This window comes from Temperatibacter marinus (genome assembly GCF_031598375.1).
In the GTDB taxonomy this organism is placed as follows: Bacteria; Pseudomonadota; Alphaproteobacteria; order Sphingomonadales; family Kordiimonadaceae; genus Temperatibacter; species Temperatibacter marinus.
Map to the genome: position 1 here is coordinate 365,947 of NZ_CP123872.1, position 17,772 is coordinate 383,718.

At 43.5% G+C, this 17,772-nt stretch carries 22 protein-coding genes; 9 read left to right on the plus strand and 13 right to left on the minus strand.

Going from position 1 to position 17,772, the window contains the following annotated elements:
- Positions 1-31: 31 nt before the first annotated feature.
- Together QGN29_RS01690 and QGN29_RS01695 are read left to right on the plus strand one after the other, a co-directional pair.
- The gene (locus tag QGN29_RS01690) at positions 32-538 is read left to right on the plus strand and encodes a fasciclin domain-containing protein (protein WP_310798925.1); all 507 of its coding nucleotides are present in this window, start codon (positions 32-34) and stop codon (positions 536-538) included.
- A 208-nt stretch (positions 539-746) separates the two neighbouring features.
- On the plus strand, positions 747-983 hold the full coding sequence (locus QGN29_RS01695; protein ID WP_310798926.1) for a hypothetical protein: 237 nt from the start codon (positions 747-749) through the stop codon (positions 981-983).
- Here QGN29_RS01695 and QGN29_RS01700 read toward each other — a convergent pair.
- The gene (locus QGN29_RS01700; RefSeq protein ID WP_310798927.1) at positions 980-1,636 is read right to left on the minus strand and encodes an inner membrane-spanning protein YciB; all 657 of its coding nucleotides are present in this window, start codon (positions 1,634-1,636) and stop codon (positions 980-982) included. The two genes, QGN29_RS01695 and QGN29_RS01700, sit on opposite strands and share 4 nt — an antisense overlap.
- Positions 1,637-1,807: 171 nt before the next feature.
- Here QGN29_RS01700 and QGN29_RS01705 point away from each other — a divergent pair, with 171 nt between their 5' ends.
- Genes QGN29_RS01705 through QGN29_RS01715 form a run of 3 tightly spaced genes read left to right on the plus strand, consistent with a single transcriptional unit; the run spans position 1,808 to position 4,206 of the window.
- On the plus strand, positions 1,808-3,076 hold the full coding sequence (locus QGN29_RS01705; RefSeq protein WP_310798928.1) for an MFS transporter: 1,269 nt from the start codon (positions 1,808-1,810) through the stop codon (positions 3,074-3,076).
- 36 nt (positions 3,077-3,112) lie between these two features.
- Positions 3,113-3,679, plus strand: coding sequence for an RNA methyltransferase (locus QGN29_RS01710; protein WP_310798929.1), 567 nt, complete (start codon positions 3,113-3,115; stop codon positions 3,677-3,679).
- Positions 3,679-4,206: an invasion associated locus B family protein gene (locus QGN29_RS01715; protein ID WP_310798930.1), complete on the plus strand. Its 528-nt coding sequence runs from the start codon at positions 3,679-3,681 to the stop codon at positions 4,204-4,206. Before QGN29_RS01710 ends, QGN29_RS01715 begins: the two co-directional genes overlap by 1 nt.
- 26 nt (positions 4,207-4,232) lie before the next feature.
- Here the strand turns inward: QGN29_RS01715 and QGN29_RS01720 are convergent, their stop codons facing one another.
- Complete coding sequence (locus QGN29_RS01720) at positions 4,233-5,405, minus strand: nucleotide sugar dehydrogenase (RefSeq protein ID WP_310798931.1); 1,173 nt, start codon at positions 5,403-5,405, stop codon at positions 4,233-4,235.
- A 226-nt stretch (positions 5,406-5,631) separates the two neighbouring features.
- Between QGN29_RS01720 and QGN29_RS01725 the strand changes: the two genes are divergently transcribed.
- Positions 5,632-6,480, plus strand: coding sequence for an isopenicillin N synthase family dioxygenase (locus tag QGN29_RS01725; protein ID WP_310798932.1), 849 nt, complete (start codon positions 5,632-5,634; stop codon positions 6,478-6,480).
- Positions 6,481-6,525: 45 nt separating this feature from the next.
- Here the strand turns inward: QGN29_RS01725 and QGN29_RS01730 are convergent, their stop codons facing one another.
- From QGN29_RS01730 to QGN29_RS01765, 8 genes are all read right to left on the minus strand, one after another.
- Positions 6,526-7,629 carry an NADH:flavin oxidoreductase gene (locus QGN29_RS01730; protein WP_310798933.1) on the minus strand — a complete coding sequence of 368 codons (1,104 nt, stop codon included), beginning with the start codon at positions 7,627-7,629 and terminating at the stop codon, positions 6,526-6,528.
- 73 nt (positions 7,630-7,702) lie between these two features.
- Positions 7,703-8,803 carry an amidohydrolase family protein gene (locus QGN29_RS01735; protein WP_310798934.1) on the minus strand — a complete coding sequence of 367 codons (1,101 nt, stop codon included), beginning with the start codon at positions 8,801-8,803 and terminating at the stop codon, positions 7,703-7,705.
- Positions 8,804-8,910: 107 nt separating this feature from the next.
- Complete coding sequence (locus QGN29_RS01740) at positions 8,911-9,627, minus strand: hypothetical protein (protein WP_310798935.1); 717 nt, start codon at positions 9,625-9,627, stop codon at positions 8,911-8,913.
- A gap of 151 nt (positions 9,628-9,778) precedes the next feature.
- On the minus strand, positions 9,779-10,879 hold the full coding sequence (ychF, locus tag QGN29_RS01745) for a redox-regulated ATPase YchF (protein WP_310798936.1): 1,101 nt from the start codon (positions 10,877-10,879) through the stop codon (positions 9,779-9,781).
- Between the two features lie 17 nt (positions 10,880-10,896).
- Positions 10,897-11,604: an aminoacyl-tRNA hydrolase gene (pth, locus tag QGN29_RS01750; protein ID WP_310798937.1), complete on the minus strand. Its 708-nt coding sequence runs from the start codon at positions 11,602-11,604 to the stop codon at positions 10,897-10,899.
- A 36-nt stretch (positions 11,605-11,640) separates the two neighbouring features.
- Positions 11,641-12,291 carry a 50S ribosomal protein L25/general stress protein Ctc gene (locus tag QGN29_RS01755; protein WP_310798938.1) on the minus strand — a complete coding sequence of 217 codons (651 nt, stop codon included), beginning with the start codon at positions 12,289-12,291 and terminating at the stop codon, positions 11,641-11,643.
- Positions 12,292-12,549: 258 nt separating this feature from the next.
- On the minus strand, positions 12,550-12,717 hold the full coding sequence (locus QGN29_RS01760) for a YdcH family protein (RefSeq protein WP_310798939.1): 168 nt from the start codon (positions 12,715-12,717) through the stop codon (positions 12,550-12,552).
- Between the two features lie 175 nt (positions 12,718-12,892).
- Positions 12,893-13,369, minus strand: coding sequence for a DUF2390 domain-containing protein (locus QGN29_RS01765; protein ID WP_310798940.1), 477 nt, complete (start codon positions 13,367-13,369; stop codon positions 12,893-12,895).
- Between the two features lie 81 nt (positions 13,370-13,450).
- Between QGN29_RS01765 and QGN29_RS01770 the strand changes: the two genes are divergently transcribed.
- Positions 13,451-13,651 carry a YdcH family protein gene (locus QGN29_RS01770; protein WP_310798941.1) on the plus strand — a complete coding sequence of 67 codons (201 nt, stop codon included), beginning with the start codon at positions 13,451-13,453 and terminating at the stop codon, positions 13,649-13,651.
- Positions 13,652-13,663: 12 nt separating this feature from the next.
- Here the strand turns inward: QGN29_RS01770 and QGN29_RS01775 are convergent, their stop codons facing one another.
- Complete coding sequence (locus tag QGN29_RS01775) at positions 13,664-14,422, minus strand: GGDEF domain-containing protein (RefSeq protein ID WP_310798942.1); 759 nt, start codon at positions 14,420-14,422, stop codon at positions 13,664-13,666.
- Between the two features lie 321 nt (positions 14,423-14,743).
- Here QGN29_RS01775 and purE point away from each other — a divergent pair, with 321 nt between their 5' ends.
- On the plus strand, positions 14,744-15,232 hold the full coding sequence (gene purE / locus QGN29_RS01780) for a 5-(carboxyamino)imidazole ribonucleotide mutase (RefSeq protein WP_310798943.1): 489 nt from the start codon (positions 14,744-14,746) through the stop codon (positions 15,230-15,232).
- A 23-nt stretch (positions 15,233-15,255) separates the two neighbouring features.
- Positions 15,256-16,323, plus strand: a complete 1,068-nt coding sequence (locus QGN29_RS01785) for a 5-(carboxyamino)imidazole ribonucleotide synthase (protein ID WP_310798944.1) — start codon at positions 15,256-15,258, stop codon at positions 16,321-16,323.
- A 28-nt stretch (positions 16,324-16,351) separates the two neighbouring features.
- Here QGN29_RS01785 and def read toward each other — a convergent pair whose 3' ends face one another.
- Together def and hisN are read right to left on the minus strand one after the other, a co-directional pair.
- Positions 16,352-16,903 carry a peptide deformylase gene (gene def / locus QGN29_RS01790; RefSeq protein ID WP_310798945.1) on the minus strand — a complete coding sequence of 184 codons (552 nt, stop codon included), beginning with the start codon at positions 16,901-16,903 and terminating at the stop codon, positions 16,352-16,354.
- 1 nt (position 16,904) lies between these two features.
- Entirely contained in the window at positions 16,905-17,708 is an 804-nt protein-coding gene (gene hisN, locus QGN29_RS01795; RefSeq protein ID WP_310798946.1) for a histidinol-phosphatase, read from the minus strand.
- Positions 17,709-17,772: the final 64 nt, after the last annotated feature.

Sequence of the window (17,772 nt, forward strand, 5' to 3'; positions counted from 1 at the left end):
TGTAGGCTCATCAGTTTCGGAGAAAAATGAAATGTTTAAATTTTCTAAAAAAATTGCTGTGATTGCAGCAGTGACAGCGAGCGTTTTCGCTCTTCAACCTACAGCCCATGCAGGATCTAACTCTAAAGCAGATATTGTGGATACAGCAGTAGGCGCCGGCAGTTTCAATACCCTAGTCGCAGCAGTGAAAGCCGCAGGCCTTGTCGATGTGCTGAAAGGGGATGGACCGTTTACGGTTTTCGCACCAACTGACGCAGCCTTTGCAAAACTGCCAGATGGGACAGTTGAAAGCCTTCTTAAACCTGAAAACAAAGATAAACTTATTGCCATTCTTACCTACCATGTCGTCCCAGGTAAAGTGTATAAGAAAAGTTTAATCGGTAAAAAAATTACGGCTTCAACAGTTCAAGGTTCCAAAATACAAATGAAAGGGACTAATGGCCGTGTAACTGTCGATAACGCTCGTATTTTAAAAGCCGATATCAAGACTTCGAATGGTATCATTCATGTGATTGACAGAGTAATCCTTCCTGAGTAAAGTTTGATTTCGGATTTCACCTGTGCACTGGGATTATCCCACAGGAATTCACCTGACAGGAAGCATCCAAATTCAACCCCCGCTAGGCAATACGATCTGGCGGGGTTTTCTTTTTACAGTACTTGATAGTGGATGCATAGAAAACAGAGTAATACTTTTAGTTGAACGTAACACTAAAAAGTATATATTTCCCTTTAAGGGGAAAAGAATGCCAGTTTATCTAAAGTCTGAAATAGAAAAGCTCCTATTAACCTATCTGCTCTACGTGCTGACTGGGACAATAACTGTCTATTTAAATGTTGTCATGATGAACTCACTCTATAACAGTGACTCGAGTGCGATAAGTCTCTTTTTGCGGTTCACTCTTGTAGAAATTCTCGTGGGCTTTATGATCTTTGGGGCCCTTTACATCAAAGTCAAATATATCGATAAATATCTTGATTAAAGATTTTCACTTTTGTCTTCACGCCGAGTTTGATCAGCTTTTTTTTGCTCAAGAGCATCAGTATCTATATATTTCATCAGCAACATCATCTGAACAAAAATAAAGACCATCATCATTGGTAAGACTCCAAAAGATTTAAAGCCAGCCCAAAACTCGTCAGACTGCGTCCGCCAAACGGCTTCATTCAGACCCGCGACCAAAAGGCTGAAGAGAGCATAATTCCGGGTAAAAATTCGCCACCCAATATCATTCATAGAGATGGCCTCACCCAGAAGAGACTTGATAAAGAGTTTCCCTCTCATCATGCCAACCAGCAGAATAGCTGCAATGAGGCAGTTAATGACTGTGAGCTTCATTTTCACAAAAACTGGATTATCAAAAATAAGGGTTAACGCCCCCAGACCGACGATAAGTCCAGTAGAAAGCTTCAGCATTTTGGGAATATGGCGCTCTACAAACCAGTGAATGCCCATTGATATGACTGAGAGAACCATAAACATAGCGGTGGCGAACATAATTCCTTTGAACTTAATGGCAAAGAAAAAGAGCACAAGAGGAAGGAAATCCAACATAAATTTAAGGCCGCTGGGTATTTTCCCATGTTTCTCTGCCTTAAGACTAGTGTCACTCTGTGGCTTTTCTGCTTCAGTCATGGTCTTTACGCTCCCCGACGTTTATTTATCACACATATTCTTATGGAATTTATAGCGGGATCCCCATAGGGTTCAAGCTAATTGGTAAATTAACCGCTTTGGCTTTGGTCACAAAAAAAGCCGCACTCTATTTTACCCCATTGTATAGGTTATACTTTAAAGGAGTATTTGATGTTTGCTCTGTTAAAAGAGAAAACTTTTGGCCTCTTTTGGTGGTCCAACTTGGTGAATGTGATCGGTGATCATATTACCCTGTTAGCCTTCCCGTGGATTGCTTTGCAAATGACGGGTGATGTGGGTATTACAGCAACAGTGTTGGCCATTCAAGGATTGCCCCGAGCTGTTCTGATGCTCGTAGGGGGCGGCATTCTTGATCGCACAAACCCTGTTATTATTATACAGGTGACGAATATTACCCGGGGCATACTCGTTGCTGGACTTGCTGCACTCACCTATTATGACATGGCTACGCTGACCCATGTCTTTCTGGTTGCAATACTCTTTGGAATTTCAGATGCTTTTTATTATCCTGCAAGCATTTCAATGGTCCCCGCTATTCTCCAAGACGAAAAACGCCAGGCCGGTAATGCACTCATACAGGTAACCAATCAACTGGCTGTTTTTGTTGGTCCTATGGTTGCAGGGCTTATCATTGCCGGACAGATTGACACGACCCATGTTGATGCTTCCACAACGCTGAGTAACTATCAAGATGATCGACTTGGGCTATCCCGTGCTTTCTTATTTGATGCGATGACATTCGCCTGCGCTAGCCTGCTACTCTTCTTTGTAAAAACCAAACCCAAAAGCCATGAAGACGAAACCAAGAGTCTTATGCAACAAATTATTGATGGCATAAAATTTGTTTGGTCAATTCCGTCGATGAGACTTTGTTTTCTTGGCATTGGGGCCATTGAATTTTGCTATCATGCTCCCATATTTGTTGGCCTTCCTGCCCTAACAAAAGGGCGATTTACAGAAGGAGCACTAATTTTCGGATGGATGGTTTCTGCCTATGGTATTGGAGGCTTGCTTGGCGGTATTACAGCTGGGATGACACGCTCACCAAAAGCCGAAAACATCGCTCGTTATCTATTTCTCTGCTTTGCACTTTCCAGCGGATCGATCGCCGTGATCGCTGTTGTAGAAAGCTATGTCGTTGCCATGATTCTCTTTTTCTTAGGAGGATTTTTGGATAATTATATGTGGATTCATTTCATGACATGGATCCAAAAGGTCACCCCAGAGCGTATGATGGGCCGCGTGATGAGTTTATTGATGTTCATCGCGATTGGTATGCTCCCAATTGCTTATATTATCATGGGGGTTTTATTTAAGATTGATTTGATCGGAACCATGTTCATTGCAGGGTCTACTATGCTTATTCTCTGCATAATTGCGGCTTTTCATCCTGACGGTAAACGTGTAGAGATGACATAAGAGCAGGCATTCTTATAAAAGTGAAGTGAGACGACTATGCGTGGGTATTTTGGCATTGGCATTGACGGGGCGACAAAGACCGGCAACATGGGTAATTTGATCCGCACTGCATATTCTTTTGGTGCAGCCTATGCCTTTATAACCAAGCCCCAAGGCGGTGAGACAAAAAACAATCTGGCCATCACTAAAGATTTCGCAGACACAAGTAAGACATGGAAACAAATCCCTTTTTACATGTATCAAGGACCCGATGAGATTCAAATGCCTAAAGGGTGCCGAATGGTGGGCGTTGAATTAACGGATGAAAGTATTGACCTTCCAAGCTTTCGTCATCCGCATCAAGCGGTCTATGTTTTAGGCGCTGAAATATACGGGCTTTCTAAACCCATGCTTGATCGCTGTGATGATGTCATCAAAATACCGACACAATTTTCATTAAATGTTGCAACAGCTGGCGCAATTGTTATGTATGATAGAATGAGAATGCTGGGTGGCTTTCCGGATCGTCCCATTATGACCGGACAGCCCATAGAAGAGAAGACACATATTCAAGGGGGCCCAAAAATGAGAGCCTTGAAAAACAAGAACAAACAGGAAGAGTAATGTCACAGATTAAATTATTTACTTTAAGTCTTTTAGCCTTAGTCGTTGCAGGCATTGCTCCCCTTGTAGAAGCGCAAGATAAGCGCGATACACTCGGTAGTTTCCGCAAATGGGATGCGATGAAGATGCGCGATAGCGGGGCAGATATGTGTTATATGATCAGCACACCAACCCGCTGGTCAGCCAGTAGGAAAGGTGTCCGCCGAGGCGATATATATTTTACTGTCACCTCTCGTCCGCGCTTCAAAATTAAAAACCAAATTAATACAGTTGTTGGCTATACGCTCAAAGCAGGGAGTGAAGTGACAATTTCTATTGATGGCAGAAAAAACTTTAAACTCTTCACTGAAGGGGGCGGGGCTTGGGCCTATGATCCACGCGATGATCAACGCTTAGTAACAGCGATGAAAGCCGGAAATTCTATGGTGGTTACGGCCACTTCAAGTCGTGGTACACGAACAACGGATGTATATAGTCTATCCGGCTTTACGGCGGCAAATAACGCCATCAATAGGCGCTGCAAATAAGAGAGGGCCCCTGTGACTGGGGCTTTTTAATCACTCCCGAAGAGGTCGCGCGTATAAACCTTTTCCTTCACAGAGATTAGATCATCTACAAATCTATTGGCGACAATGATATCTGACTGCTGTTTAAAACTCTCTAGGTTATGAAGCACAGGACTGTTAAAAAAGGTATCCTCTTTCAGCTCAGGCTCGTAAACAATTACGCGAATACCTTTGGCCTTAATTCGTTTCATAATCCCTTGAATAGAGGAAGATCTAAAATTGTCTGATCCAGCCTTCATAACAAGGCGGTATATTCCTACAGTCATAGGATTTTTTTCAATAATTTGATCCGCAATAAAGTCTTTCCGCGTAGTATTTGCATTCACGATGGCTTCAATCATATTGTTTGGAACATCACTATAATTTGCCAATAGTTGCTTGGTATCTTTCGGCAGACAATACCCACCGTAACCAAAAGAAGGATTATTATAGTGATTTCCAATGCGGGGGTCCAAGCAGACACCGTCAATAATATGACGACTGTTCAAGCCTTGTTTCTCAGCGAAACTATCCAATTCGTTAAAATAGGCGACGCGCATCGCAAGATACGTATTTGCAAAAAGCTTCACAGCTTCGGCCTCTGTATTTCCAACTAAGAGAATAGGAGCATCGGGTTTACGACTACAGTCCCTTAACATCTCTGCAAAAATTTGTGCTCTCTCGGATTGCTCTCCAACGATAATCCGAGAAGGGTATAAATTATCGTAAAGGGCTTTTCCTTCCCTCAAAAATTCGGGTGAAAAGACAATATTCTCGTGTCCTGTTTCATTTGTTAAATTATTTGTATATCCGACGGGTATCGTTGATTTTATAACGACCATTGCAGCCGGGTTGAAAGTAATGATGTCACTGATCACAGCCTCAATGCTGCTTGTATTAAAATAATTAGTTGCTGCATCATAATCTGTAGGCGTGGCGATGATGATCACATCGGCCCCTTTATAAGCTTCTTCTTTATCTAGTGTAGCTCGGAAATTCAAATTCTTATTGGTCAAGAAGTCTTCAATCTCGACATCAACGATTGGGGCAACCTTATTATTCAGCCCTTCAACGCGTTCTGCATCAATATCTAAGGAAACAACTTCATATTTTTGCGCTAAAAGTAGAGCATTTGACAGACCAACATAGCCTGTTCCTACAACAGCAATTTTCTTTGACATAACTTCAACCTTTTTACTGGATTCCATGGGAATACTACCTGATTATAGCATTTATTAAACTGAAATCTGTTGCTTATCACGGAAAATCAGCTTTTATCGTCATGCTGATAAAATAGAGAGTCCTTTCCCAACTCTCTCTAAAAACTGTTCGCGACTTGATGGTTATCAAGTGACTTATCTCGCAGAATGGGATACACAGACTATCAAGAATTAGGGAGAGTATTTCATGACAGAATTAGTTGCTGTAGATTTTGAAGCCGAAAAAGCCGCTGAGTTATTTACAAAGTCTTTGCATGAGACTGGCTTTGGTGTCCTCAAAAATCATCCTATCCAAAAACAACTGGTAGAAACCATCTATCAAGAGTGGGAAGAATGGTTCAAAGGCGACGAAAACGACAAGGAAGCATATTTATATAATAAAGAAACCCAAGATGGATTCTTTCCCAGTCGTGTGTCTGAAACTGCTAAAGGACACAAGCATAAGGATATTAAGGAATATTATCATGTCTATCCTAATGGTCGTTGCCCAGAAAGCTTAGAGAAGCATATTCGCGCCTATTATAAGGAAGCAGGCTTACTCGCACAAACTCTTCTTTCATGGGTCGAAGCCTATTCGCCCCCAGACATTGCTGCAGCTTATAGCAGTCCTTTGCCTGAAATGATCAAAGAGAGTCACAAAACGTTACTGCGTATTCTTCATTATCCACCGATGACCGGAGATGAAGAACCTGGAGCGATCCGAGCTGCTGCCCATGGTGACATTAATTTACTCACCGTTCTTCCTGCCGCAAACGAACCTGGTCTACAGGTACAACGTAAGGATGGGAGTTGGATGGATGCACCCAGTGATTTTGGCCTAATCATTGTGAACATAGGGGATATGCTTCAAGAAGCTTCTCAGGGCTATTATCCCTCAACAATTCACAGAGTAATAAACCCCTCAGGCAAAGCCAGTGATAAGTCTCGAATTTCACTCCCTCTGTTCTTGCATCCTCGACCAGATGTGGTCCTCTCGGAACGTCACACTGCTGATACTTACTTAGAAGAACGATTAAGAGAATTAGGTGTAAAATAAAAAAAGGAGGCCCATACCTCCTTTTTCTTAACTATCTTAGCATCCCTAGACAAGCTGGGTTAACATTTCCCGATCAAAGGTCTTGAGATCCTCTTCGAGGCCATCTCGAACCATATTTGCCCATTCAGGATTTGCAATAAGGGCTCTTCCAACAGCGACCAAATCAAATTCTGTATTATCCATTCGTTGAACAAGAGTGGAAATATCCTGTGGAGGTGCGGATCCATCCGCCTTCGGGTTGAAGGCTGTCAAAAAGTCACTATCAAGACCAACGCTGCCGACTGTTATTGTCGGAATTCCTGTCAACTTTTGCGTCCAGCCGGCCAAGTTTAAATCGCTCCCTTCAAATTCAGGCTCCCAGAAACGGCGTGTAGAGGCATGGAAGATATCCACACCTGCATCGACAAGCGGTTCCAAGAATTGCGCTAATTCTTCTGGGTTTTTTGCTAGCTTTGCATCATAACTATGTTGCTTCCACTGAGAAAAACGGAAAATAATAGGAAATTCTGGACCGCATTTCTCTCGAATTCCTTTTATAATTTCGACTGCGAAACGACTTCTATTTTCCATAGATCCGCCCCATTCATCTGTGCGAATATTGAGCTCTTCGCTAAAGAACTGATCTACTAAATACCCATGAGCACCGTGAATTTCAACGCCGTCAAAGCCTAAGGTCTTTGCCTGTATACCGCCTTCAACAAATGCGTCGATACACTCTTGAATATCTTCAACTGACATTTCATGACATCTTTTCTTTCCAGGAGCGACAAGTCCTGAGGGGCCATATCCTGGCACTTCAGGATCGGGTTCACTACCAACCTTACGGATTGCGCCTACATGCCAAAGTTGAGGGGCAATTTTACCGCCTTCCGCATGAACGGCCTCGACAACTTTTTTCCAGCCTGCCAATGCTTCTTTTCCATAAAAGAATGGAACATTTGGATACCCGCTTGCAGCAGGATGCCCAACGCAGGTACCTTCCGTGATAATCAGACCAACACCACCTGCCGCACGCTTGCGGTAATATTCTACATTAAGATCATTAGGCACATTTCCTGGTGAATAACTACGTGTCATCGGTGCCATTACTATGCGGTTGGCAAGCGTAAGCGTGCCCAGATCAAATGGGGTGAATAGGCTGTTTGTCATATATCCCTCCAAGACAAGTTGAAGTCACTATATGGGCGCTAAAATAGAATCTTCAACAGGCAATGATAATTTATTACACAATCGACCAGGTCATTGGTGTGTCCATACCCAAAGGCAGGGGAATGATTGTCTCTCCTGCCATCGCTAAAGGCTTTATATTTTCTGCAGTTTTTTCGATGGTAAACGTGCCTTGAGCTTTAGGAAGGTCGTAATAAGTCTGACCAATCTCGCAAAGGAATTTTCTAAAAACTTCCTGCCCCTGAGCTATGCTAAGGTCCACACCGGCCATTTCAAAAGCTTGCGCATACAACTGCGGCGCAATGCCCCCTGTATAACACCCAGCAGCACAGCCACACGGAGTTACTTTTTTAACATGAGGGGCGCTATCAGTGCCGGCGAAAAATTTCGTATTCTCCGGATCAGTTACAGCCTGTCGTAGAGCAAGACGGTCTTCATCAAACTTAAGCAATGGCAAGCAGTACAGATGATATTTTAATCCCTGCAAGAGAGTTCCGATGGTATACATGAGGTGCTGCGGAGTTACTGTAGCCTTCACATGCTCAGGAGCACTTTTGACGAAATCAACCGCGACTTTCGTGGTCAAATGTTCTGCAACAACACGAAGTTTAGGAAACCTTCTTATCAGGAGCGGCATCTTATTCGCATAAAAAAGTTCCTCAGCATTTTCACCGCGATCAAAATATTTTTCTGCAGATAGCCCGTGCTCTTCTCCATGAATACAGAGAGTAACACCACTTTCCTCCATCGCGGCAAAGACGCCATTCTCCATAAACATATCAAAAGGCGCACCAAAATCAGCACCTGTTGTTCCGTGAGGCGGGTAATATTTACAGGCTTTGAGAACACCCTTCTTTGCCCCTGCTGTGATCATCTCAGGTTTTATATCTCGCGTTATATAAAGGGGAACAATAACTTCCTGGAAAACACCACCAGAAGCAGTCATAATTTCTTGTCGATAGGCTTCTACACTCTTGTAATCTTTGACGTCATCTTTTTCAAAAACCTTGCCTACAGGGGGTTTTGTGTTTGGCATGGCAAGAGCCCCAATACAGCCCATTTTCACATGGTCTGCAACTGTTGCTCTCACAGTCTCATCTTGGCGAAAATGTGTGTGAAGATCATACCAATGGGGCAATGTAATTTGAAGTGTCATAGGTTTACCTATTCATTAAAAGGGCTACACAGGATCTCTGTATAGCCTTTTTCTATAAAATGTCTAGTCACTCACAGCGAGGGGGGAGACAGTATAAATAAGCCCAATTATTTTGATATGGCTTTCAATGTATAATTATACGGCAAATAAAGCGTCAGCATATCTAGACCACGGCGTTTCCACTTTAGGGCATTTGAAAGGCCGTGCACACTGAGCTCGTAGTGCTCTGAAAATTGACGGGCTGTCTCACTTGTATGAGCTGCGATTTTTCCAATAAGTTCCATCCGGTATCGCTCTGGATTTATAACCGTTAAGCTGATGCGATCTTGTTCAACGATGTCACTACGCCCAACGCCTCTCGCCGCTCGAATAAAGTCTTTCATGCTTTGAGCTAAAGCATTCGCGCTCACACTTCCTGCTAAAGGTGCTTTGACCAATAGTCTCACCTGAGACATATCATCTTTGTTGGGCACAGGAAGAAGATCCAACTTAAAATTTTCTGTAGTGAGTGGCTGGAAGATTCGTTCCCCAGTCCCTAACGAAAAATGATCACTCTTTTGAGCACGCTCCATCATATGTTCTATGGTGCTATAGATTTCATCTTCGCGTCTTTCCTTTTGTCGTGAATCGTTAATTATCGTCACCCCTAACACCATAAAATCTGCGCGTTTTTGTAGGTTGATAGCGGGTATATAAACATGCCGCCGCGATGAAAGTTTAGTACTCCCCTCAACCATAGCATCGCTAATGATGGTTTCTTCAGCAGCCGTTAGAGTTGGTGAAATAAGAGACAAACCCAGCAAGAGAGATAAAAATACTTTCATGAGACAAACCTTTCCGTCTTTCAACTGACCCCCCTACATAAGGCTGCACAAATGTGGTGGAGATAAGGTTTAAATGTGATGAAGCATGTCAAAAATAAGGATAAAAAAAAGCCTGCACAAGGCAGGCCCATTTCACCAAATCGTCAGAAGACTAGACGTTGAACTTAAAGAGAAGAACGTCTCCATCTAATACGACATATTCTTTACCTTCGTCCCGTTGCTTCCCAGCATCCTTAGCGCCTTGTTCACCGCCAAGAGAAACATAATCCTCATAGGCGATGGTGGTTGCTCGAATGAATCCCCGCTCAAAGTCTGTATGAATAACTCCAGCGGCCCCAGGCGCTTTGGTCCCCTTTGCAATAGTCCAAGCTCGTGTTTCTTTCGGTCCACATGTGAAATATGTGATCAGCTCTAAAAGATCATACCCTGCCCGGATCACACGGGCGAGGCCTGTTTGACCGAGACCAAGAGTCTCAAGGAATTCAGTCTTATCCCCCTCTTCATCAAGCTGTGCAATTTCTTCTTCAACAGCTGCAGAGATCACAACACACCCTGCGCCTTGTTCAGCCGCCATGGCTTCAACTTGTGCAGAATATTCATTTCCTTCAGCCGCGCTATCTTCGTCCACATTACAAACATAAAGTATTTTCTTGCCGGTCAAAAGTTGCAGCATTTCAAATGTTTTTTCTTCCTCTTCGGTACGGTCCACTAAACGTGCAGCTTTCCCTTCTTTGAGAACCTCAATACACCGCTCAATCATATCCATGGAGGCTTTTGCCTCCTTATCACCGCCGCGTACTTTACGCGATAAACCATGAATTCTGCCTTCAAGACTATCAAGGTCAGCCAACATTAATTCAGTTTCAATGGTGTCTGCATCCTCAACAGGATTGACGCGTCCGTCGACGTGAGTAATATCATCATCCTCGAAGCAGCGCAGGACATGAATAATGGCATCAACTTCACGGATATTCGCAAGAAACTGATTGCCTAGACCTTCGCCTTTTGACGCACCGCGCACAAGGCCTGCAATGTCTACAAATGAAAGTTGAGTCGGAATAATCTCTTTAGAACCTGCGAGTTTAGCTAATTCGTAAATACGCTCATCAGGTACTGGGACTTGGCCTACATTGGGTTCAATCGTACAGAAAGGATAATTGGCCGCTGCAGCTGACGCTGTATTGGTCAATGCATTAAACAAGGTTGATTTCCCTACATTCGGCAGTCCAACAATACCACATTTAAAACCCATGATCAGGTCCTTTCACTTTAATCTTTTTTCAGTGCTTTCAGAGCGGCCGCCATGGGACCCTCTGCGCTTAACTTTTTATCTCGTTCTCGTAACCCCGATAGTTTTTGTGCCTGCGAGGCTTTCATCTTCTCTGGATCCGGTTTTGAATTTTTTCTGGGCGGGTTAAGTTTCATGGCTAAATCGCTTAAAAATTTAGCATCATCTCCCATACATAATGGTGCTATACCATCAGCAATCGCATCATTCAATCGTTCAACTGTGCTCAGTTGCTCACTGTTAAAATCACCAAGCACATGGCTATGGACTTTAGCTTTTGATCCTGGATGGTCAATGCCCATGCGAACCCTCTTAAAGTCAGCGCCTATATGATTAATCAAAGACCGTATGCCGTTATGCCCTGCATGACCGCCACCAACTTTTACTTTTACTTTTGCAAACGAAAGATCAAGTTCATCATAAAAAACGACAACGTCTGCGGAAGTCAGCTTATAGAACCGCATGGCTTCCCCTACAGCGCGACCGCTTTCATTCATATATGTTTGAGGCTTGATTATCAGTACTTTATCGCCCCCGAGCCGGCCTTCATGAAGTATGGACTGGAACTTTTTCTGTGCCTCAGAAAAGTTATGGCGGCGGACAATCGCGTCCACCGCCATAAAACCTATATTATGTCGGTTCCTTTCATATTTGCTGCCTGGATTACCAAGACCTACGATCAACAGCATGAAAAGACCCTTTCCCAAGTGGTGGGAACAGCGATATTACTCTTCGCCGCCTTCAGCTGCAGCATCGTCTGCGCCACCTTCTTCACCCTCTTCAGAAGATCCTTCAGAAGATTTAAGGCTAGACGGAGCTGTAATAGCTGCAATAACAAAGTCACGATCTGTAATTGTCGGTGTCACGCCCTTAGGAAGCTTAACATCAGAAATTTTAACAGAGCCACCAAGTTCAATACCTGCAAGTGAAACAACAATCGCTTCTGGGATTGCGTCAACTGGAACGTTCAATTCGATGTCGTGACGGTTCACTGTTACAGTACCACCTTGTTTCACGCCTGGAGCATCTTCATCATCAGTGATTTGAACTGGAACGTTCATCACAACTGTAGAGCCCTCAGCAAGACGCAAGAAATCAATATGCATCGGCATATCAGTTACTGGGTGCAATTGAAGGTCGCGAGGAAGAACTGTAGCTGACACTTTACCATCTGTTTCGATCTGGTATGTGTGAGACATGAAACCACCACGGTTCAAAAGACGCACGACTTCATTGATTTTGATTTGGATTGAACGGGGTTCACGGTTATCACCGTAAATTACTGCTGGTACCATACCAGCACGACGTGCTGCACGTGAGGCTCCCTTACCTACACGGTCACGATTCTCGGCTTGAATTTTTAATACTTTAGCCATGAGAATTCTCCTAATTCTATAAGGCTAGCAGAGCACTATTGCCATGCCAGACCAGCGGTTCCTCCAAGGATGTAACAACTGGATTTGTCGCTTTACGAGCGAATGGCGCGGTTTAACGCGATTCGCAGCAGAATTCAAGGGCTATTTACACTCTTCAGGCCAAAAGGCGTCATTCTCTTGGCTATCGACCATAAATTGATAAAAAAAGAGGCGAACCTCATGGTTCCCCTCTTTACTATGACCAGAAATAGAGTTTCTTTAATGACTTTTGAAACTTCGTATTTCCTCTTTAATCCTCAGTTTTTCGCGCTTGAGCTCCATAAGTCGCATCGTATCTGGTACCGGGCGGTGTTGCTCAGCTGTAATATTTCTTTCAATTTCAGAGTGCTTGGTATTCAGATTTTCCACATGCGATTCAACGTTCATTTCACATTCTCCTTCATTTTTGAAATATTACCAAAGATAAGTCTGACACTTTTGTAATAGTCTTGTCACATTAAAAATATAAAATTCAAAAAAATGTGTCAAAATCAAAGAGATATTCCTCCCCTCTTTCGGCCTGAAAACCAAGAAAGTATAGATTTCCATAAGAGACTCGGGATTATCTGTCCCAGATTTCTGAAGCCAATTCCACTGCCGTAGAGGCAGGAGCCAAAATAGAGAGATAAGCTAGATAGTCAGACAATTGTTCAACGAAAGTGAATTTATCAGCACGGCCTTTTTCAAAAAGTGCAATGCGACAATAGTCGTCTTGAGCAAATTTTTCAGCGGCAAGTTCCAATTCTTTTGCTTGATTATACAGAGACGTCTCTGCAAATCCTTTTCGTGCTTGTCGCAAAGGCCTAAGGCGAGAACGCTGATGAGCACTTGAGCATTCATATAAAGCATCACAGTTATCTATAATTAATCCTTGCTGTGCTGCATACAGAAAGAGCAGAACCAGATTGCAATCCACCCGGTACAACTCTTGAGCGGCGATCAAAGCATTCGCCAATTCTTCCCGCTGCCACTTGGCATTAGAAAATGACCAAAACTCGTCTTTATTGAGTGTCATCTGTTCTTTTGTTGGCATTTTCATCAGCCCTCTATTCATCAATCAAACATGATGGTATAATAGATTAATAGCAATCTCAAATGCGGAAATGGTACAGGGGAAAATATGGACCAGGAGGATCTTCGTCATAAACTACTTTCGTTAGTAGAAGAACACCATGATTTACATACAGCCATTGAAGCCTTTTCAGAGGACGCCAATGGATTTGACCAGCTTAAAATTCAAAGACTAAAAAAAAGAAAGCTTGGCTTAAAAGATCAAATTTCACGTCTCAAAGCCATGATGGTGCCTGACATAATTGCTTAACTGTCAGCCAAATTACCGAACGTTGCCTTCACCCTTCATTGACCGCTTGTTATGATACATGCGCTCATCCGCCTTGGCGAGGGCCTCAACTGGATTATCGTCCCCATTGAATGTATAATGGCCATGAGCAAGGTTGAGATGAACACCCTTTCCTTCAAGAACCTCAAAAGGTGTCTCATGAATAGCTTTTGCGAGATATTCTGCTTTTTCAGCTCCCCGCACATCATCTGCCTGAGCCAGAAGAACACCAAATTCATCGCCACCAATCCGTGCAACCACATCGGTGCCACGTATGTTAGCCAAAAGAAGCTGAGAGACATGTTGTAAAGCTCGGTCTCCAGCTTCGTGGCCGAATTCATCATTAATAACTTTCATGTCATTCAAATCAAAAAAGACCAATGTTGAAGGCGTGCCGTATCTTTCTGCAAAAGAGATCATCCTATTGAGTTCACGAACAAAAGCGCGACGATTGAGCACGGGTAAAAGTGCATCATTATCAGCGACTTCCTCAAGCTCTTTCATTTTTTTACGGGTTTGCTTCAGTTCTTGACGAAGCTTCTCAACCTCTTCCATTAACGCCATAAAGGCTGCTTGTACACGAGGTGTCATTTCTTCCGCTGGAATGGCATCAATATTAACAACATCGTTAACGCCGGTTGATCCTGGAATTGTGGCCCGACCAACGCTGTCCGCATTTTTGACAGATCCGGTCTTTTTAACTGCACGCGATGATGCAGAACGAATCATTCCCGGTGAATTTGTTATTTTCATAGCTTACTAAACCCTGACCCCATGTGTCTGTTCATAACAAGGGTAAAAACTCTCGCTCTTCATTGTTATACCGTATAAAAATGACTTTGTGAATCCCCAATAACCACGAAATCATTAATACTATAACCCACTTTCAAGAAATAGTTACAACACATTCTAGTTACTAACTTGTTAATGAGCCCAATAACTTATTAATCTTATGAAAGCTTTTATTGCATTTTGCGTATGAAACCATATATAATGATCCCTATCTGCTGGTAAGCGTGTTGGAACTCTCCCACTCTACCAGCTTTTTATTTTTTGAGAACAAGGGATGATGCAATGAGTAATGCACCTGTTGTTGGAATTATTATGGGCAGTCAATCTGACTGGCCAACCATGAAATTGGCCGCTGATGTTTTAGACGATCTTGGGGTCCCCTATGAAGCCAAGATTGTTTCTGCTCACCGCACACCTGATCGACTTTATGACTATGCAACTTCTGCAAAAGAGCGCGGTTTAAATGTCATTATTGCAGGGGCTGGCGGTGCTGCTCATCTACCTGGCATGGCCGCAGCCATGACACCATTACCTGTCTTCGGCGTTCCTATTAAGTCTCGCGCCCTCAGTGGCAAGGACAGCCTCCTCTCTATAGTGCAAATGCCTGGAGGTATCCCTGTCGGAACACTTGCCATCGGCGATGCAGGCGCAAAGAACGCAGGCATCCTTGCTGCTTCTGTTATTGCATTGCATGACAACCTTGTGGCTGACAAATTAGATCACTTCCGCGCTGCTCAAACAGCTAGTATTGCAGAAGATCCCGTTGATTAATCCTATCAAATGAGGTGAAGGTTATGATAGCCCCCGGAAAGACGATTGGTATATTAGGCGGAGGCCAGCTTGGTAGAATGCTTGCTATGGCAGCCGCACGGTTGGGCTATAAATCCCATATATATTGCCCTGAAGAAAACAGTCCCGCCTTTCATGTATCTGCGGACTATACGGTGGCAGCTTACGAAGATGAAGACGCCTTAAAGGCTTTTGCCAAATCCGTTGATGTTGTGACCTATGAGTTTGAAAATGTCCCCGCAGAAACAGCTCGCATTGTATCCAACCATGCCCCCCTCGCCCCTGGATCTCTTGCCTTAAAAGTTGCTCAAGATAGACTTGTTGAAAAAGACTTCCTCAATGAAAGCGGCGTGAAGACAGCACCTTATAAATCCTTTGACACAAAAGAAGAGCTTGAAACCGCTCTCGCAACCATCGGCAGACCTGCTGTGGCCAAGACAAGACGTTTCGGATACGATGGCAAAGGCCAACATGTGGTCAAATCAAAAGCTGATTTAGACGACGCCTATGAAGCTATGAACGGCCAACCGGCAATCCTTGAAGGCTTCATCAAATTTGACCGTGAAATCTCAGTGATTGTTGCCCGATTAGAGAGTGGCGATGTGGCTGCCTTTCCTGTCAGCGAGAATGTCCATACACATCACATCCTAGACGAAACTCAAGTACCTGCTGCAATCAAAGAAATCGTCGAGGCCAAAGCAAAAGTGATGGCAACGCGTATTGCTAATGCATTAGAATATGTAGGGGTACTTACTGTTGAGATGTTTGTAACTGATGAAACCGGAGATATAATCGTGAATGAGATTGCGCCCCGTGTTCACAACAGTGGACACTGGACAATTGAAGGTGCAACCACAAGTCAATTTGAACAGCATATTCGTGCCATCTGCAGCTTACCCCTTGGGCCTGAGCATGCGGTGGGTAAAATTCGCATGAAAAACTTGCTTGGTGAAGATATTTTAGACGCAGAAAAATATTTATCTGACCCAACGGCCTATTTTCATCACTACGGAAAGAAAGAGCCTCGAGCAGGTCGCAAAATGGGTCATGTGACCTTTGTAGAAAAAGAATAATCAGAAAAAGCCCTCTTGAGGGCTTTTTTTAATGCTGGACCGAGCAGCCTGGTCCACAATTTGAAGAGTGGACATGCTTATTGTCCTCAGCTTTTTTGTACTTTTCCATCTTCTTCATCAACCGATCCCGTTTCATCTTTGATAGATAATCTAGATAAATTTTGCCATCAAGATAATCGATTTCATGCTGGATAACTTGAGCAAACCATCCTGCAGCCTGCAGGGTTTGTTCATGCCCAGTTTCATCAAGATAGGTTACTGAAATTTCTAGGGGACGTGTGACTTCAGCAGAAATACCCGGAAAGCAAAGGCTGGCTTCCTCATTAGATTGCATCTCTTCTGAGTGCCATGTTATGACCGGATTTATCATGGTAACTTTTGGATGATCGCCATCTTGTAAATCAACAATAACAATTCGCTCTAATAGACCTACCATATTAGCCCCTAGACCAATCCCACGGGCCGCATATAAAAGATCATACATTTGGCGAATGATACCCCGAAGCTCATCAGTAACATGCGTCACTTTTTTAGCCGTTTTCCTTAAGATCGGATCAGGGGCTATACGGAGAGAAATCATGTCAGTACCCTTTCGTTAGGGTGAGCAATTCAGTCTTCAAGGCAGGGTCTCCATATGCAAGTAAACGTCCATTTTCTTGCTCAGAATTGCAGTTTTCTCCCGCTTCAGACCCTGACCAATTCGTGGCTACACCCCCTGCGCCTCTGATGACAGGGATAAGGGCAGCCATATCATAGATCTGCAAGCCTGTTTCCATCACCACATCAATATGCCCAGCGGACAAAATCGCGTAAGCATAGCAGTCAAGACCATAGCGAGTCAGTTGAGTTTTCTCTTGAAGAGACTCCCATAATTCTCGCTCAGAACCTACAAATAATTCTGGTGCAGTGGTTGAAATGGTCGCGTGAGACAAGTTGGAGCATTTTCTTGTTGTGATCGGAACCCCATTTAATGTTGATCCTAAAGAAGATCCTACAAAACGTTCTTTAATATAAGGTTGATCAATGACCCCTAAGATAGGAACACCTTTATAAGACAGGGCAATCAATGTACCCCAAGTGGGTAGGCCTGAGATAAAAGCCCGCGTGCCATCAATGGGGTCCAATGTCCAAACCAAATCAGCTTGATCATTTTTACGGCCAAATTCTTCACCAATAATGCCGTGATGAGGCAGGTCTGAATCTAGAATAGCGCGAATCGCTTTTTCAGCACCCTTATCGCCTTCGGTGACAGGGTCGAAGCCTTGATCTAGCTTGTTCGTCACATCTCCAGACTGCCGGAAATAGGTTAAAGTCACTTTTGCAGCTGCATCCGCCAAGCGATTGGCAACAGCTGTCATTTCTCGAAGGAAATCGTCCGTGATCATGAAAAACCCTTTTCTAAAAATATTTTTCAAAGAGATACTTGCTTATTGTTCAACTTTCCACCAT